Source organism: Streptomyces geranii (genome assembly GCF_002954775.1).
Classification (GTDB): domain Bacteria; phylum Actinomycetota; class Actinomycetes; order Streptomycetales; family Streptomycetaceae; genus Streptomyces; species Streptomyces geranii.
Window position 1 is genome coordinate 59,615 of the sequence record NZ_PJME01000012.1, and the last position, 14,938, is coordinate 74,552.

The 14,938-nt window shown below is 70.3% G+C and carries 11 protein-coding genes and 1 pseudogene; 8 read left to right on the forward strand and 4 right to left on the reverse strand.

Annotated elements, in window-relative coordinates; translation table 11 throughout:
- The first annotated feature begins 95 nt into the window (after window positions 1–95).
- Both CW359_RS18435 and CW359_RS18440 read left to right on the forward strand, forming a co-directional pair.
- Window positions 96–917: a hypothetical protein gene (locus CW359_RS18435; protein ID WP_105971050.1), complete on the forward strand. Its 822-nt coding sequence runs from the start codon at window positions 96–98 to the stop codon at window positions 915–917.
- Between the two features lie 56 nt (window positions 918–973).
- Window positions 974–1,720, forward strand: coding sequence for a thioesterase II family protein (locus tag CW359_RS18440; protein WP_105971051.1), 747 nt, complete (start codon window positions 974–976; stop codon window positions 1,718–1,720).
- An 8-nt stretch (window positions 1,721–1,728) separates the two neighbouring features.
- Here the strand turns inward: CW359_RS18440 and CW359_RS18445 are convergent, their stop codons facing one another.
- Complete coding sequence (locus CW359_RS18445; RefSeq protein ID WP_105971052.1) at window positions 1,729–2,772, reverse strand: pyridoxal-phosphate dependent enzyme; 1,044 nt, start codon at window positions 2,770–2,772, stop codon at window positions 1,729–1,731.
- A 297-nt stretch (window positions 2,773–3,069) separates the two neighbouring features.
- Window positions 3,070–4,008, reverse strand: coding sequence for a helix-turn-helix domain-containing protein (locus CW359_RS18450; protein WP_105971053.1), 939 nt, complete (start codon window positions 4,006–4,008; stop codon window positions 3,070–3,072).
- 149 nt (window positions 4,009–4,157) lie between these two features.
- Between CW359_RS18450 and CW359_RS18455 the strand changes: the two genes are divergently transcribed.
- Window positions 4,158–4,964, forward strand: coding sequence for an AfsR/SARP family transcriptional regulator (locus tag CW359_RS18455; protein ID WP_332874983.1), 807 nt, complete (start codon window positions 4,158–4,160; stop codon window positions 4,962–4,964).
- Between the two features lie 405 nt (window positions 4,965–5,369).
- Window positions 5,370–8,177: an ATP-binding protein gene (locus tag CW359_RS18460; protein WP_105971054.1), complete on the forward strand. Its 2,808-nt coding sequence runs from the start codon at window positions 5,370–5,372 to the stop codon at window positions 8,175–8,177.
- Between the two features lie 32 nt (window positions 8,178–8,209).
- On the opposite strand, the gene CW359_RS18465 is transcribed toward CW359_RS18460, so the two are convergent.
- Window positions 8,210–8,527, reverse strand: a complete 318-nt coding sequence (locus CW359_RS18465) for a hypothetical protein (RefSeq protein WP_105971055.1) — start codon at window positions 8,525–8,527, stop codon at window positions 8,210–8,212.
- A 257-nt stretch (window positions 8,528–8,784) separates the two neighbouring features.
- Here CW359_RS18465 and CW359_RS18470 point away from each other — a divergent pair, with 257 nt between their 5' ends.
- Window positions 8,785–9,375, forward strand: coding sequence for a TetR/AcrR family transcriptional regulator (locus CW359_RS18470; RefSeq protein WP_105971056.1), 591 nt, complete (start codon window positions 8,785–8,787; stop codon window positions 9,373–9,375).
- A 425-nt stretch (window positions 9,376–9,800) separates the two neighbouring features.
- On the opposite strand, the pseudogene CW359_RS46520 reads toward CW359_RS18470, so the two are convergent.
- Window positions 9,801–10,202, reverse strand: a pseudogene (locus CW359_RS46520) (transposase); the annotation flags it as partial.
- Between CW359_RS46520 and CW359_RS45875 the strand changes: the two are divergent.
- From CW359_RS45875 to CW359_RS18490, 3 genes are all read left to right on the forward strand, one after another.
- A complete protein-coding gene (locus tag CW359_RS45875) occupies window positions 10,090–10,461 on the forward strand; it encodes a hypothetical protein (RefSeq protein ID WP_198655286.1) in 372 nt (123 codons plus the stop codon). The pseudogene CW359_RS46520 and the gene CW359_RS45875 overlap by 113 nt on opposite strands.
- A 433-nt stretch (window positions 10,462–10,894) precedes the next feature.
- A complete protein-coding gene (locus tag CW359_RS18485; protein WP_105971057.1) occupies window positions 10,895–11,938 on the forward strand; it encodes a LacI family DNA-binding transcriptional regulator in 1,044 nt (347 codons plus the stop codon).
- A 180-nt stretch (window positions 11,939–12,118) separates the two neighbouring features.
- On the forward strand, window positions 12,119–14,923 hold the full coding sequence (locus CW359_RS18490) for a family 78 glycoside hydrolase catalytic domain (protein WP_105971058.1): 2,805 nt from the start codon (window positions 12,119–12,121) through the stop codon (window positions 14,921–14,923).
- The last annotated feature ends 15 nt before the right edge of the window (window positions 14,924–14,938 follow it).

Consider the following 14,938-nt stretch of genomic DNA (forward strand, 5'->3'; position numbering starts at 1 on the left):
GGGCGCCTAGGGGGTGTCAGGGGTTTTCCGGGGGAAGCGGCGAAGAATATCGTCCGGAGCAGGATGAGTTGTCGATACGGCCGAGGAGTCGCCGAATGTCCCCGTTCCCCGCGTGGAAGACGTTGTTGCCCGGTGACGGGTCGTCGGCGAGGATTCTCGCCGTGGACTTCGATGCCACCGGCCGGCTGGAGGCCCGTTTCTCCGATCTCGCCCGGAACCTGAAGACGGACCACGCCCTGTGGGAGGCCGTGCCGCCGCCGCTCACCGACGGGGTGGTGCCGACGGGGGCCGGCTATGTCGAGCACTGGGCGCGGCGGATCGAGGAGGAACGGGTCGAGGTGCGCGCCCTGTTCGGCTACTGCGCCGGGGCGGTGTATGCGGGAGCGCTCGCCGAACGGCTGCGCGGCCGGCAGGAGAGCGAGCCGCTGCTGGTGCTGTTCGACCCGGAACTGTCCGTGGCGCAGACCCTGTTGTGGCAGTTCTACAAGGTCGTCGGCCTGATGGCGGGGCAGCTCACGGAGACCGAGCTGGCCGCCGCACGCCATGCGGGCCGACTGGCCCACGAGCGGCACGACAGTGTCGCCGGCATCCAGGCGGAACTGGTCGCGCTGGTGCGGGAGACAGGTGGACCGGCGCTCGCGAAGGCGGGGCTGGACGCGTCCCGCCGTGCCGAACTCTTCGACGTCTTCGAGTCGTTCCTGCGGTTCCTCGCTCTGGCCGGGGAGCTGTCGCCGCTCGAACAGTGGCGCTCCGCCGTGGCGTTCGGCTCGACGAGCCCGATGAGCGGCTTGCGGGGCATGCGTGCGGCCGGTCAGGACGTCGAGGTGGCCCGGGAGATCGAGGTGGACGTCGAGCACGGCGGCCTGCTCGCCGATCCGGGGCTCGCCGCGACGGTCTCCGATCTGCTGGTCGGCTGAATCCGGATTGCGTCACCTTTCCCTCCCGAAGGGCTTTCAGGACAGGAGTACGGCACATGGCCGAGTCGAATTGGGTGCGCTGTTTCCACCGGCGTCCGGAAGCCACCGGGAGGCTCGTCTGTTTCCCGCACGCGGGTGGGTCGGCATCGTATTTCTACGCGTTCTCCGAACTCCTCGGTCCGGACGTCGAACTGCTCGCCGTGCAGTATCCCGGGCGGCAGGACCGCAGCGCGGAGAAAAATGCGGAGAGCATCTCGGAACTCGCCGACGCGGTGTTCGAGGCGCTCTCCGGCACGCTCGACGGGCCCTTCTCCTTCTTCGGGCACAGCATGGGCTCGGTCGTCGCGTTCGAGGTCTCCCGGAGGTTCCAGCAGCGCACGGAGATGGCGCCCGGTCTGCTGTTCGCGTCGGGGTATCCGGCGCCGTCACGGCTGCGCGGCGGCACCGTGCACCGGCGCGACGGCGCCGGGCTGCTGGCCGAACTGCGTCTGCTCGGCGGCATCGACCCGCGGTGGCTGGACGACCCTGACGTGCTCGCGGTGGTCCTGCCGCCGCTGCGCGCCGACTACCACGCGATCGAGACGCACCCGCGCACCGCGGAACGGCTGCACGGCACGCCGATCACGATGTTCACCGGGGACGCCGATCCCCACACCACCCTGGAGGAGGGCCGGGCCTGGGCGGACGCCACGACCGGCCCGTTCGCGTACCAGGTCTTCCGTGGCGGCCACTTCTACCTCGACGACCGCCTCCCCGAGCTGGCCCGGCTGGTGTCCGACGCGGTCGGCAGGCCGGCGCGCTGATGTCGGCCTCATCGGGCCGGGACATGTTCCGGCCCGGCCCGATGGGCGGTCAGCAGGGAGGCGACCAGCGTCTGTTCCACGTTCCCGCCGGAGAGCAGCACGCCGATGTCGGTGAACCGGCCGGGATGCGCGCGGGCGATCCGCAGGGCGGCGGCCAGGGCGGTCGCCGCGGCGGGCTCGACCAGCAGCCGGGCATGGAGCACGGCGGCGCACAGCGCCTCGCGGATCTCGGGCTCGGTGACCGCCTCGACCGTACGCACCCGGTCCCGTACGAGGGAGAAGGGCAGCGCTCCGACACGGTCGGGGCGCAGCCCGTCGGCGATGGTGGACGCCACCGGCACCGTCACCGGCGCCCCGGCCCGCAGGGCCGCTCCGAGGGCGGGGACGGCGGCGGGTTCCGCGGCGATCAGTTCGATGTCGGTGCCCTGCGCGGCGAGGCAGGCTCCGGCCAGCGCGCTGCCGCCGCCCACCGGCAGCACCACCGCGTCCAGCCGCCCGCCCGCGTCGGCGACCTGGGCGATCAGCTCCGCCGTCGCCGTGCCCTGCCCGGCCACGACGTCCGGGTCCTGGTAGGGGTCGACCACGTCGAGGCCGCGCAGGACCCGGATCTCTTCGGCGACCGCGAGCCGCTCCGCCAACAGGGAACCGGCGAGCACCAGTTCGGCGCCGGCCTCGCGGATGCGGCGCTGTTTGGCGGCGGGGGCGTCGGTGGGCAGCACCAGCACCGCGGGCAGAGCCCTCGCGCGTGCGGCCAGGGCGACCGCGACCGCGTGGTTGCCGGTGCTCTGCGCGACCACTCCTCGACTGCCCGCCGCGGCCAGCCGGTCCACGGCGAGCAGCGCGCCCCGCACCTTGAAGGACCCGCCCCGCTGGAGGTTCTCCGCCTTCAGCCACAGGCGTGCACCGGTCAGCCGGTCCAGTTCGTCGCTGCGCACCACCGGCGTCGTGAGCACACGCTCCCGCAGCCCGCTCCGAGCCCGGTCGATGTCGTCCCGGCTCATCTCGGTCCGACGGGTACGGCCTGCTGCGGCCCGCGTCCAGGTCTGTGACATCGGCTTCGCCCTCCGGTCGGCTCCATGTCACCGGCATCCTCGGCAGGAGCCCTAAGTCACCGCTAACGCGCGGCTAGGGCCTGTCCGGCGGGTCGGGCGGGAGGAAAGCCACGGTGGCGAACAGGCGCAGGTGAGCGGGGCTTGCCGCGTCTGGCCGCAAGGCGGAGGAGGGCGTCGACGCGATGGGGGTCCCGCGCGAGCGAAGCCGAGCGTGGGGAAGTCGGCAACCACGACAACGCCGCGGACGGGCGTGCCAAGCCCCGCGTCTCCGGCATGATCAGCCGGACAGGCCCCAGCTCACTCCGGGGTCCGGGGCCTCGCGACCCAGGTGAAGGGCCGGCGGCGGCCCCCGCACGCCTCGGTGTACCGGTCGAGGGCGGCGCCGACGCCGGTGTACGGGGCCGGGGCGGCGCTGTTCGGGGCGGGACCGGCGCTGATGCCGAGGAGGATCTTCACCAGGTCCGGCCATGAGCAGCCGTCCGGCACGGTGTGCAGGGCGATCCGCCGCTGCCCGGCCAGCCAGGCCCGTACGACGGGGTGGCGCCGCTCGTCGTAGCCGTCGACCACCAGGTGCAGCCGCTCCCTGGCATGGGTGGCGGCGACGCCCTTGAGGAAGCCGAGGAGTTCGCCTCCGGTGTCGGTGCTCTGCGTGGCAGTGGCGATCTCCAGGGCCGAGACCAGGGAGGAGGCGCGGTGGGCCGGCCCGCTCGCCCCGCCCAGGCGGACCACGACGGCCTTCTCCTCCCGCGCCAGGTACAGCCCGGTCACGTCACGGACCGTCGCGTCCAGTTCCGGGGAGGTGGGGAACGTCAGGGTCCTGGTGCTCCAGGGCTGGACCCGCCACTTGTGCCACACCTTGGCCACCGCCCCGTGGGAGACGCCGAGTTCGGCGGAGAGCAACCGGGACGACCAGTGCCGTACGCCCGAACCGTCCGGTGGTCCCTGCGCGGTGCGCACCATGACGGCCACCTCGTCGACGACGGCCGGTCTCCCGGGACGCGGCCGGTCGCGGAGTCCGGCCACTCCGTACGCGCGGTAGCGGCTGCGCCAGGTGACCACGGTCTGCCGGGACAGCCCGAGCCGTCGCGCCGTCTCGGTGTTCGACGATCCGTCAGCGGCCCGGAGAACGATCCGGGCCCTGATGACCAGTTCGGCGGGGACCGAGGGGGAGGTCAGCCAGGCGGACAGGACCTCGCGGTCCGAGTCGGGGACGACCAGCGGTGCGGCGACAGCCATACGGCATTGAAGCGCACGCCGGGAGGCACCGTCCAGGGACTTTGTTGACAGGGCGCTAGGGGTCGTCTGGGGTTATCCCGGCCTTGGGGCGCGCTTAGCGTCGGCGGTGTCGGACCGCTGATCAGGACAGTCGACAGAGGGGTGTTGTCGTGTTACGAAGCGAAATCCCGCCGGAGCGCCGGATCAGGTACGAACTCCTCGGACCACTGCGGGTCTCCGTCGGGCAGCGCACCGCTGCGATCAGTGCGCACAAGGTCGAGATTCTGCTCGCGGTGCTGCTCATCCGCGCCAACCACATCGTCACTCCAGGGCAGTTGATCGACGAGCTCTGGGGCGACCGGCCACCCGGCCGGGCCACCGCCGGCCTGCACGTCTATGTCTCCGAATTACGGAAGTTCCTCGGCCGGCAGAACATCCCGGGCCGGTCGATCGAGACCTGCTCGCCCGGTTACACACTGCGCCAGGACACGGCGGAGATCGATTTCCAGAGCTTTCTCCGACTGCTCCGGGACGGTCGCAGGGCGGCCGTGGAAGGCCGGGACGAAGAAGCGCTGGAATTGCTGGAAACCGGAATTTCCCTGTGGCACGGCCCCCTTTTGGGAGGTTTCTCCGAAGGCCCCATCATCAGCAATTTCATCACCTGTCTCAACGAGGAGCGCACCGAGTGCCTGGAACTTCTCGTCGAGTCGCAGCTACGGCTCGGCCGGCACCGTGAGGCCGTGGGACGGCTTTTCTCACTCGTCTCGGAAAGTCCACTGCACGAGGCGTTCCACCGTCAGCTGATGCTCGCCCTCTATCGCTCGGAGCGAAAAGCAGACGCCCTGCGGGTGTACCAGAAGGCCCGCAATATCCTGAGTGAGGAATTGGGCCTGGAACCCTGTCGTGCCCTGCAGGCCGTCCAGCGCGCGATTCTCCTGGACGAGGAATCACTTCTGCAACTCCCCCTGTCCGTGTGAGTCCGGACACCGACCGCCGCACCCTTCCGGGTCGCGGCGGTTCGCCGTGTCCGCCCGTGTCCGCCCGCGCCCACCGAGCGGGGATGGACCGGACCAGCCGCACCACGACCTCCCCTCCCCCAGGTCAACAGTTTTTCAGCTCCTCATACCGGATCAGTAAAATGCGCCCCCGAAAGGGCCCTTGACCAGCGACAACAGCGAACTGCCACCAGCCCACTAGATACCTTGCGTTTCTTACGATGGTAGAGTTATGCTGGCGACGATCGCCCAGTGTTGAACTTTTTCGCGAAAATCACCCCGCGCGCCAATACGTGAGTAAATCAACGCGACATCCACCGCTTTGTTTCTGCACGTCAAAATCGGACTTCGTCTGAATTTAACGAACATTACGGTACGGGGGCGAGCATGATTCAGCTGGCCAGGCGAGAAAGTGAACTGCGCGAACTCCAGAACGCCTTGGACGAGGCAGCGGCGGGCCGCGGAAAAGTAGTGGTGGTGAGCGGTCCTGTCGGTATGGGAAAGACCACTCTGCTCCATATGTTCGGCGATCAGGCGGCGCGGGACGGTGTGCTCGTTCTGCGCTCCTGCGCGCTCAACGACGCGTGCACCCCGTTCTCCGTGGTCGAGCACCTCCTGCGCGACCTGACCGCGTTCCTGCCCGACGACGCGGCAGCCCACCGGAAGAACCTCGCGGGCCTGTGGGGCGACCTGGCGCTGGAGGCTGCGCGGCATGACGGCGCCATGACCGAGGAGGCTGCGCGCCACATCGACCACCTCACCAACGAACTCCTCGCGCTCAGCGCCCTGGTGCCGATCCTCCTGGTCGTCGACGACCTGAACAGCGTCGACGACCAGTCGCTGGGCTTCCTCACCGGGCTGATCGAGCGGATCTGGTCCGCCCGTGTCCTCGTGGTGGCCGGCGAGGTCACCGGAGCGGCCGAGGGAACCGCCATCCGCTGGTCCAGCCTGGTCCATCAGACGCACTGCCGTTTCATTCCGCTCAGGCCGCTCGCGGCGGCCGAGGTCTCGGAGCTGCTGGCCGAGAGCTCGGGCTTCCTGCCCACCGCGGGCATCGCCAGACGATGCCTGGAGATCACCGGCGGCAGCCCCGTCCTGTTATGCGCGCTGGCCCAGGACATGAACGCCGGTTCCTATCCGGCCGGGAGCGAGCCCCTGGTCGGCGACCACTTCTCCCGGGTGGTGGTCTCCTGTCTCCACCGGTGCGCGCCGGGCGTCCTGCACATCGCCCGCGCCGTCGCCGTACTGGGTGACGACGCCTCGACGGACGTCGTCGCGCTGCTCGCGCGGCGCAACCGGGACGCCGTGAGCCGTGCGGTCGACGAGCTGACCGACATGGGGCTGCTGAACGACTGCCGGTTCCGGCATGTCGGGGCCCGGGCCGCGGCACTCAACGACATGACCGACGACGAGCGTTCCACGCTGCACGGCCGGGCCGCCCGTCTGCTGTACGACGAGGGGGCGTCCGCCACCGTGGTGGCCAGGCATCTCGCGGCCACCCAGCAGATCGAGGACGCCTGGGGCGTCTCGGTCCTGGCCGAGTCGGCGCAGCACGCCCTGGCCCGGGGCGATGTCACGCTCGCGACCAGCTGTCTCCGGCCGGCCCGGGAGTCCTGCTCGGGAAAGGCGGACTGCGCCCGGCTGACCGCCGCCCTGATCCGGGTGCAATGGTGGGACAACCCGGCCGCGGCCCGCCGGCAACTCTCGGGCCTGCTGGAGGAGTTGTGGGCGGGATACCTCGAGGAGCCCGACGCCCTCACCGTCTACGGCGGCCTCTTCTGGACCGGCCGGGCGGCGGAGGCGGCCCGGGTCCTGGAGCGGCTCGCGGAGGACGGAGCCCCGTCCCGGGAGCTGGCGCGGATGTCCACCTGGTTCACCGCCTGGTACCCCGACCACCCCGCCCCGGGCGCGGGACAGCGGACCGACACCCTCGCCCTGTCGATGGACGACCTCTGGCAGCAGCGGACCACGGAGGGGGCCCCGGCGGTCATGGACGGCTTCCTGTGCGCCGGGACACCGGACGGACCGGTCCTGGGCGAGGTCCTGGCGGCCCTCACCGCGCTCGTGCACTGCGATCCGGCGGACAAGGCCGTGGCGCGGTGCGAGGAACTCGAACCGGAGGTCGCCGGGGCGCCCGTCGCCGTGCGGGCGCTGTTCCAGGCGTGCCGGGCGCTGGTGGCGCTGCGCGCCGGTGACACCCGTAGAGCCCTCTCCCATGCGGAGGAGGCGCTGTCGCTGATGCCCGCGGAGAGCTGGGGCGTGGCTCTCGCGGTGCCGCTGGCCTGCGCGGTGTCCGCCACGACCGTGATGGGGCACTACGAGAAGGCCGCGGCCCACCTCGCCGTCACGCTGCCCGCCGCGGCGTTCGACACGCCGTTCGGTCTGCTCTACCTCCAGGCGCGCGGGCAGTTCTATCTGGCGACCGGCCGCCCCCGCAACGGGCTGCGCGACCTGTGGGAGTGCGAGCAGCGTGTCTCGGCCTGGCGGCTGCCGGTGCCGGGCCTCGCGACCTGGCGTTCCTACGCGGCGCAGGCGCTGGTCGACATCGGTGAGGTCCGCCAGGCGCGGCGGCTGATGGACCAGCAGCTGACCTCGCTCACCCGGGATCAGGTGCGGATGCGCGGAATGACGTTGCGGCTGCGCGCGGCCACGGAGCCGCCGGACCATCGCGCCCCGGTGCTCAGCAAGGCGATCGGCCTGCTCCAGCAGAGCGAGGACCGGCTCGAACTGGCGCGTGCCTTCGCGGAGTTGGCGCACACGCACAACGTCCTGGGCGAGCAGGCGCTCGCCCGGACGGCCGCGCACAAGTGCGCGATCCTGGCGGAGGAGTGCGCGGCGGCCCCGTTGCTGGACCAGGTGTTCCGGGATTTCCCCGAGCTGCGGGCGGACGACGCGCCACCGCCGGACGGCCCCGACGCCCCGGCGCTCAGCAGCTCCGAGCACAAGGTGGCCATGCTCGCCTCACAGGGGCACACCAACCGCCAGATCGCGAAGAAGCTGCACGTCACGGTCAGTACGGTCGAGCAGCACCTCACGCGGGTGTACCGCAAACTGCACATCCGCAGACGCTCCGAACTCACCCTGCGCCTGGCGCTCGGCGACATGGAGTACGCCGGTCCGCGCGCCCCGCACCGGGACGCGGTGCCCGTGTGGCACGCCCGTCCGGCCCCCGGCCGATGCATCGGGCTCGGATGAACACCGCGTCCCCGCGCCGGCTGCGCGCCTCCTCAGAGGAACGTCACGTAGAGCCGGAGTTCGAAGGCGTGCTCGTCGACCGGGACATCGTCGTGCTGGTGGAAGGAGACGTCCCGGATGAACGTCCCGGTGTCGTTCTCCGCCATCCACCGGGCGGCGGCGCCGAGGACGTCCGCCTCGCGCCGACCGGTGACATGGACGACCCCTGAACTCTCGGACGCGCCCTCGGCGGTGTAGACACGGACCACCACATGGGTCGGGGACGGACCACCGGGCCGGGTCTCGTCCGGTCCCCCGGCCCGGAAGGACACGTTGACCGTGTTCCGGTCGGGGCGGACGTTGACCGACACGGCCGGTAAGCCGGCCCCCTCGGGGGACGACCGAGGCCCGTCCGCAGCTCCGTTCTCCACGAGGAACCCCTCCCCTTCGGCATATGCCGACGTCTGTGGCGCGGGTCGCGTAGCCTCGCCTCGGACGGGATCGCGTGACCCCTCCGCCTACGGCGCCCGCTTGCCACGAGCTGACTTCCGGACTCCTTTAGATACTCTACGTTTCTAATCACGGACTGGCAAGTACGGGGTCACGCAATACTGCTGAAGGAGCACACATGGCAACGGTGAGCGGTGGAGGGCCGAAGGCGTCGAGACGGCGCGGGGCCGCGCTGGAGTCGGCCATCCTCAGGGCGGCCTGGGACGAGGTGAACGCCGTGGGCATGGCCGGGCTGACCATGGAGGGCATCGCGGACCGGGCGGGCACCAGCAAGGCCGTGCTCTACCGGCGCTGGCCCAACCGTGTGGCCCTGGTCGTCGACGCCATCCGGCGGGAGGGGTCGTTCGCCGACGAGGTTCCGGACAGTGGCACGCTCCGCGAGGACGTGCTGCTTCTCCTGCGCAGGATGTCCCAGCGGTTCGGGGGGACGGAGCGTCAGATCGTCCAGGGTCTGCTCGCCGAGTACTTCCGCAGCCCGGAGGTGGCGGGCTATCTCCAGGGACAGTTCTTCGGCGCGGAGACGATGATGACCATCCTGGAGCGCGCCGACGAGCGCGGCGAGGTGCAGCTCGACCGCATCACCTCACGGGTGGCATCCCTCCCCGTCGACCTGGTGCGGCACGAACTCTTCCGCACGCAGGCACCCGTTGCCGAGGCGACGCTGGAGGAGATCGTCGACGACGTCTTCCTCCCTCTGCTGCACCGCTGAACTTGGAGGAGCCCTGCCGCGTGCAGGCCTGGGGCAGCTGCTGTTGATGAGTCGCATCGGGACCGGTAGAAGCGACGAGCGAAAGAACCTCTTGTTCCTTGCCCGGGTGGCCGCGTCGCATCGAAGCATGGACGGTGGACCCGGCAGTCAGCGGGGGCGATGTTCGCCACCGTCGCAGCATTCCTCACCACTCGGGACGTCACGTTCGGTTTCTTCAGGCAGACGCTGCCCGGCTGGGCGTACACCGCTACGGTCCTCGCGGGATTTGTTGTGTCGGCTGTTGCTGACGGCCTTGCCGTGTCGTGGCTCAGGCGACTGCCCCAGGCCGCGTCCTCAAAAGATCTTGGGTGGTGGATCATGGTCGGGTGATACGTCGCCATGAACTGTCCGATGCCGAACGGGATCGTGTGGAGGTTCCGTACCGGGACGGCCTGGCGGGAGAGCTCGGCTCCATAGACCTCGGCCAGGTGGGCCTGAACCTCGCCGGTGGTCAGGCCCTTCGCGGCGAGTGAGATGGCCATATCGTCGACGCCGGTAAGGCGCTTCTGCCGCTTCTTGACGATCTTCGGTTCGAAGGAGCCGTCGCGGTCGCGCGGCACGGTTGTCTCCACCGGGCCCATGTCGGTCAGCACGGTCTTGGAGCGTTTGCCGTTGCGGGAGTTGCCGCCGTTCTTGTCAACCGAATCGTGCTTGCTGTAGGAGAAGACATCGGACATGCTGTCCGTCTGCAGCCGCGTCTTGATGAGGTTGTCACCCTCGGTCCCGCCCGGACGCGTCTCCACGCTCACCCTGATCTTCGGGTTCTTCGCCTCGAAGTCCTTCGCCAGCTGCTTGGCCGCGTTCAGGTTGTCGGGCGCGTTGTCGACGAGCAGCTTGATCGATGTCGTGGCGCTGTCGTTCCCGCTGGAGGAGCCGAGCGAGCCCGCGCTGCACGCGCTGAGCACGAGCGGCAGAACCGCGACAGCGGCGACTGCGGCTCTTCTCTTGGTGCGAGTGATTGACCTCATCGTTGTTCCTTCGTTTCATGCGTCGACCGAATCACTGACTGAATCGTTTCAAACGGCAAGATGCGATATTTCGAGGTGACGCTGCGAGGGCCTGGCGACCCTGTGACGAACATGAGCACCCACTCGTCACCACCTCCCACCGGCGCACACATCGGCCGCAGGGCGGTCGGCGCGAAGGCGACGTGCCGACTCATGGAGAGCCTCCACCGGGTCGCGGCCGGATCGGACCGGCCTGGGGGAAGACGGGGCTACAGTGATTCGACTGCGGCTTTCGAGCCCGCTGCTTGTGGTCGGTGCATCCGACAAGGACACATCTGACAACACAGGCGGCCCGATTCTGGCGCAGCCACCTATTGGTGGGCCCGGTCATGCGATCCGTTTCATGTAACGTTCCACGAAGCGGATGCCCCACAGATTGAAGCGAACAGGCCCGAATCGTCAAGTCATCCGCGAGTAACGTTCCGGAAATACAAATCGGGCAGAGCGGTGAATGACAACGGAGGTGCGCACCAGTGCGACCGGCAAGCGGCTCGAAGAGGATCACCATCACGGACGTCGCCCGCACCGCGGGCGTGTCCACCTCCGCCGTGTCGAAGGTGCTGACCAACGCCTACGGCGTGAGCCCCGCCATGCGCGAGCGGGTGCAGTCGGCCGTGGCCGAGCTGGGCTACCGCCCGCACGCCGCCGCCCGGGGTATGCGGGGCCGCACCTACACGATCGGCGTGCTGCTCGCGAGCGTCCGCAACGCCTTCTACGCCGACCTCCTGGACGGCGTGAACGCGACGCTGCGCGACACCGAGTACGCGGTGTTCATCGGCTCCAGCAGTTCCGCCGAGATGGAGGAACAGACCAAGCTGATCCACGCCATGGTGGACCGGCAGATGGACGGTCTGATCCTGGTCGCCCCCGCCGTTCCCCGCGCGGAGGTGGTGCGCATCGCCGCCGACGTGCCGACGGTGGTGATCGGGCACCACGATCCCTCACCGGCGTACGACTGCGTGGTCAACCAGGACGGAGTCGGTGTCGACCTGATCGTCGATCACCTGGTCGCGCTCGGACACCGGGACATCGCCCATGTGTCGCATCCGACGGTGCCCGGCAGTCAGTGGCAGCAGCGGCCCGAGCACCACGTGCGTGCCGCCTACGGCGAGGCGATGGCCCGGCACGGTCTGGCCGACCTGGCCCGGGTCGTGAACTCGGGGTATTCGGACGAGGGCGGCTACCGCGGTGCCATGGAATTGCTCACCTCCACACGCCCACCCACCGCGATCTTCGCCGGCGCCGACGTCGCCGCAACTGGCGTCTTCCGGGCCGCCGCCGAACTCGGCCTGCGCATCCCCGAGGACCTCTCGCTCACCGGGTACAACAACACCTTCATCGCCGCGCTCATCCCCGTGAGCCTGACCAGCGTCGACCAGGCGGGCGCCATGATGGGCGAGACGGCGGCCAGGCTCCTGGTGGAGCGGATCGAGAAGCGGCGCGACCGCTCTGTCGTCACGGCCTCGACGCCGCGCCTGGTGACACGAGGCAGCACCGCACCGCTGCTCGGCACCTGATCCGCTCGACACCCTCGCCTCTCGCATGCGGACCTGCGCCGAACGGGCTTCGGACTCGCGCCGGGGTGCCCGCCGGGAAATTTCCGGGCCTCTCCTCTTGACGTGCCGGACATCTTCGCTTCAGGGTTGAGTCGTTTCAAGCGTGGAACGTGCCACACAATGCAGGGAGCGCAGGTCGGTATGAGCCTTGAGCGTCCGGAACCCGACACCACGGTGGTCTCCGTCCGGTTCGAGCACCGGGAGGACGCACTCGGCGTCGGCACCCCGGAGCCCCGCCTGTCCTGGCAGGTCCGCACGGAGGACCCCGCCTGGCTGCAGACGGCGTACGAGGTGGAGCTGGACGGCGCCACCGTCGTGCGGGTCGAGTCGGCCGAGCAGATCCTGGTGGCTTGGCCGTTCGGGCCCCTGCCTTCCCGCACCCGGGCCGGCGTCCGGGTCCGGGTGGCGTCCGGACCGCGCTGGAGCGAGTGGAGCGCGCCCGCCGCCGTGGAGACGGGGTTGCTGCACCCGGCCGACTGGAGCGCCAGGTTCATCACCCCCCGCGACCACGGGGCCCTGGACGCGCCCGCCCCGGAGCTCGTCCGGACGGTCGTCCTGCGCCCCGGGATGGTCAGCGCGCGGCTGTACGCCACCGCCCACGGCGTCTACACCGCCTCCCTCAACGGCGCCCGGGTCGGTGACGAGGTCCTCGCGCCCGGCTGGACCAGCTACCGTCACCGGCTGCGCTACCAGACCCATGACGTCACCGCGCTGCTGGCGGAGGGCGAGAACACCCTCTGCGTCCTGCTGGGCAACGGCTGGTTCCGGGGCCATCTCGGCTGGTGGGGCGCCCGCGCCCGGTACGGCGACCGGCTCGCCCTGCTGGCCCAGCTGGAGGTCCGCTACGCCGACGGCTCGGTGGAGACGTTCGGCACCGACGATCAGTGGCGGACCCGGGACACCGGGATCCTCGCCGACGACCTCTACAAGGGCCAGCGCACCGATCTGCGCATCGCGCCCGGCGAAGCGACCGGCCTGGTGGATGTACTGCCCGACGAGGACGCGGACCTGTCGCGACTCGTCGCCCCGGAGGGCCCGCCCGTACGGGTCACCGAGGTGCTGCCAGCGCTGAAGGTCTGGCAGTCACCGTCCGGCCGTACGCTCGTCGACTTCGGGCAGAACGTCGTCGGCTGGGTCCGGTTGCGGGTGCGTGATGCCACGGACGGCCGGGAGGTCACGGTCCGTCACGCCGAGGTCCTGGAGGGAGAGGAACTGTGCACCAGGCCCCTGCGCACGGCCGACGCCATCGACACCTATCTGCTGGCGGAAGCCGCCGAGGCCGTCCTCGAACCCTCGCTCACCTTCCACGGCTTCCGGTACGCCGAGGTCACCGGCATACCTGACCTGGCGGTCGAGGACCTGCACGCCATGGTCGTCGGCAGCGACCTGCGCCGGACCGGTTGGTTCTCCTGTTCCGACCCGGACCTGGAGCAGTTCCACGAGAACGTCGTCCGTGGCACGCGCGGCAACTTCCTCGACATACCGACGGACTGCCCGCAGCGCGACGAACGCCTCGGGTGGACCGGTGACATCCAGGTCTTCTCCCCCACCGCGTCCTTCCTCTTCGACTCCGCCGGCTTCCTCTCCTCCTGGCTCGCCGACCTCGCCGCCGAGCAGCACCCCGACGGCTCGGTCCCCTGGGTGATCCCCGACATCCTGGACGACACGGCCCCCACCGCCGCGGCCTGGGGCGACGCCGCCCCCGTAGTGCCCTGGGTGCTGTACGAGCGGTACGGCGACATCGGCATCCTGCGGCGACAGTTCGACAGCGCCCGTGCCTGGGTCGACAAGGCGGCCTCGCTGACCACCGACGGAGTCTGGGCGGGCGGTTTCCAGTTCGGCGACTGGCTCGACCCCACCGCACCGCCCGACGACCCGTTCGCCGCCCGCACGCCCACCGACGTCGTCGCCACCGCGTGTCTGGCCCGCTGCGCGGACGTCGTCGCCCGCACCGCGGAAGTACTGGGCCGCCACGCGGACGCGGAACAGTACTCCACGCTCGCAGCCCGGACCCGTGAGGCGTTCGCCCGCGCCTACGTCACCCCCGTGGGCCGGATCCTGGGCGACTCACCGACCGCGTACGCCATGGCCCTGCAATGGGACCTGCTGGCCTCCCCCCGGCATCGTTCGGTGGCCGGAGACAGGCTCGCCGACCTGGTCCGCACGAACGGCTTCCGTATCGCCACCGGATTCGTCGGCACCCCGCTGATGACCGACGCCCTCACCGCCGCCGGCCATCCCGACCTCGCCCACCGCCTGCTGTTGGAGAAGGGCTGCCCCTCCTGGCTGTATCCCGTGACGATGGGCGCCACCACGGTCTGGGAACGCTGGGACAGCATGCTGCCCGACGGCACCGTCAACCCCGGCCAGATGACGTCCTTCAACCACTACGCCCTCGGAGCCGTCGCCGACTGGATGCACCGCACGGTCGCCGGACTCGCCCCCACCGCCCCCGGATACCGGGAGTTCACCGTACGCCCGCTGCCGTACCGGGCACTCACCCACGTCGCGGCCGTGCATCTCACCCCGTACGGGGAGGCGTCGGTGTGCTGGCGGCGCACCAACGGCCGGTTCCACCTGGACGTGGTCGTACCCGTGGGCGCACGTGCCAGCGTCCACCTGCCCGGTTCCGCACAGCCTCCCGTGACCGTGGCCCACGGCACGCACACCTGGACCACCGACGATCCCTGCCTCGCCCCGGCACCGTTCGAGGTGGTCACCGTGCGGGACCTCATGGACGAGCCCGGCCTCTGGGCACGCACGGTCGACGCTCTGAGCCGGAACGGCCTGGGTGACGACTCCGCACAACTGGCCCGGCATCTTGCGCCGTTCCTCGACATACCGGCCGGCCGGCTGCCCGCGCTGCTGAACAGGGTCCTCTTCGAAGACGGCGGCGCCGACGCGTCGGCCGCTCTGGAGACCCTGCTGAGCACCGCCACGGACTGACCTCCACAACGCACA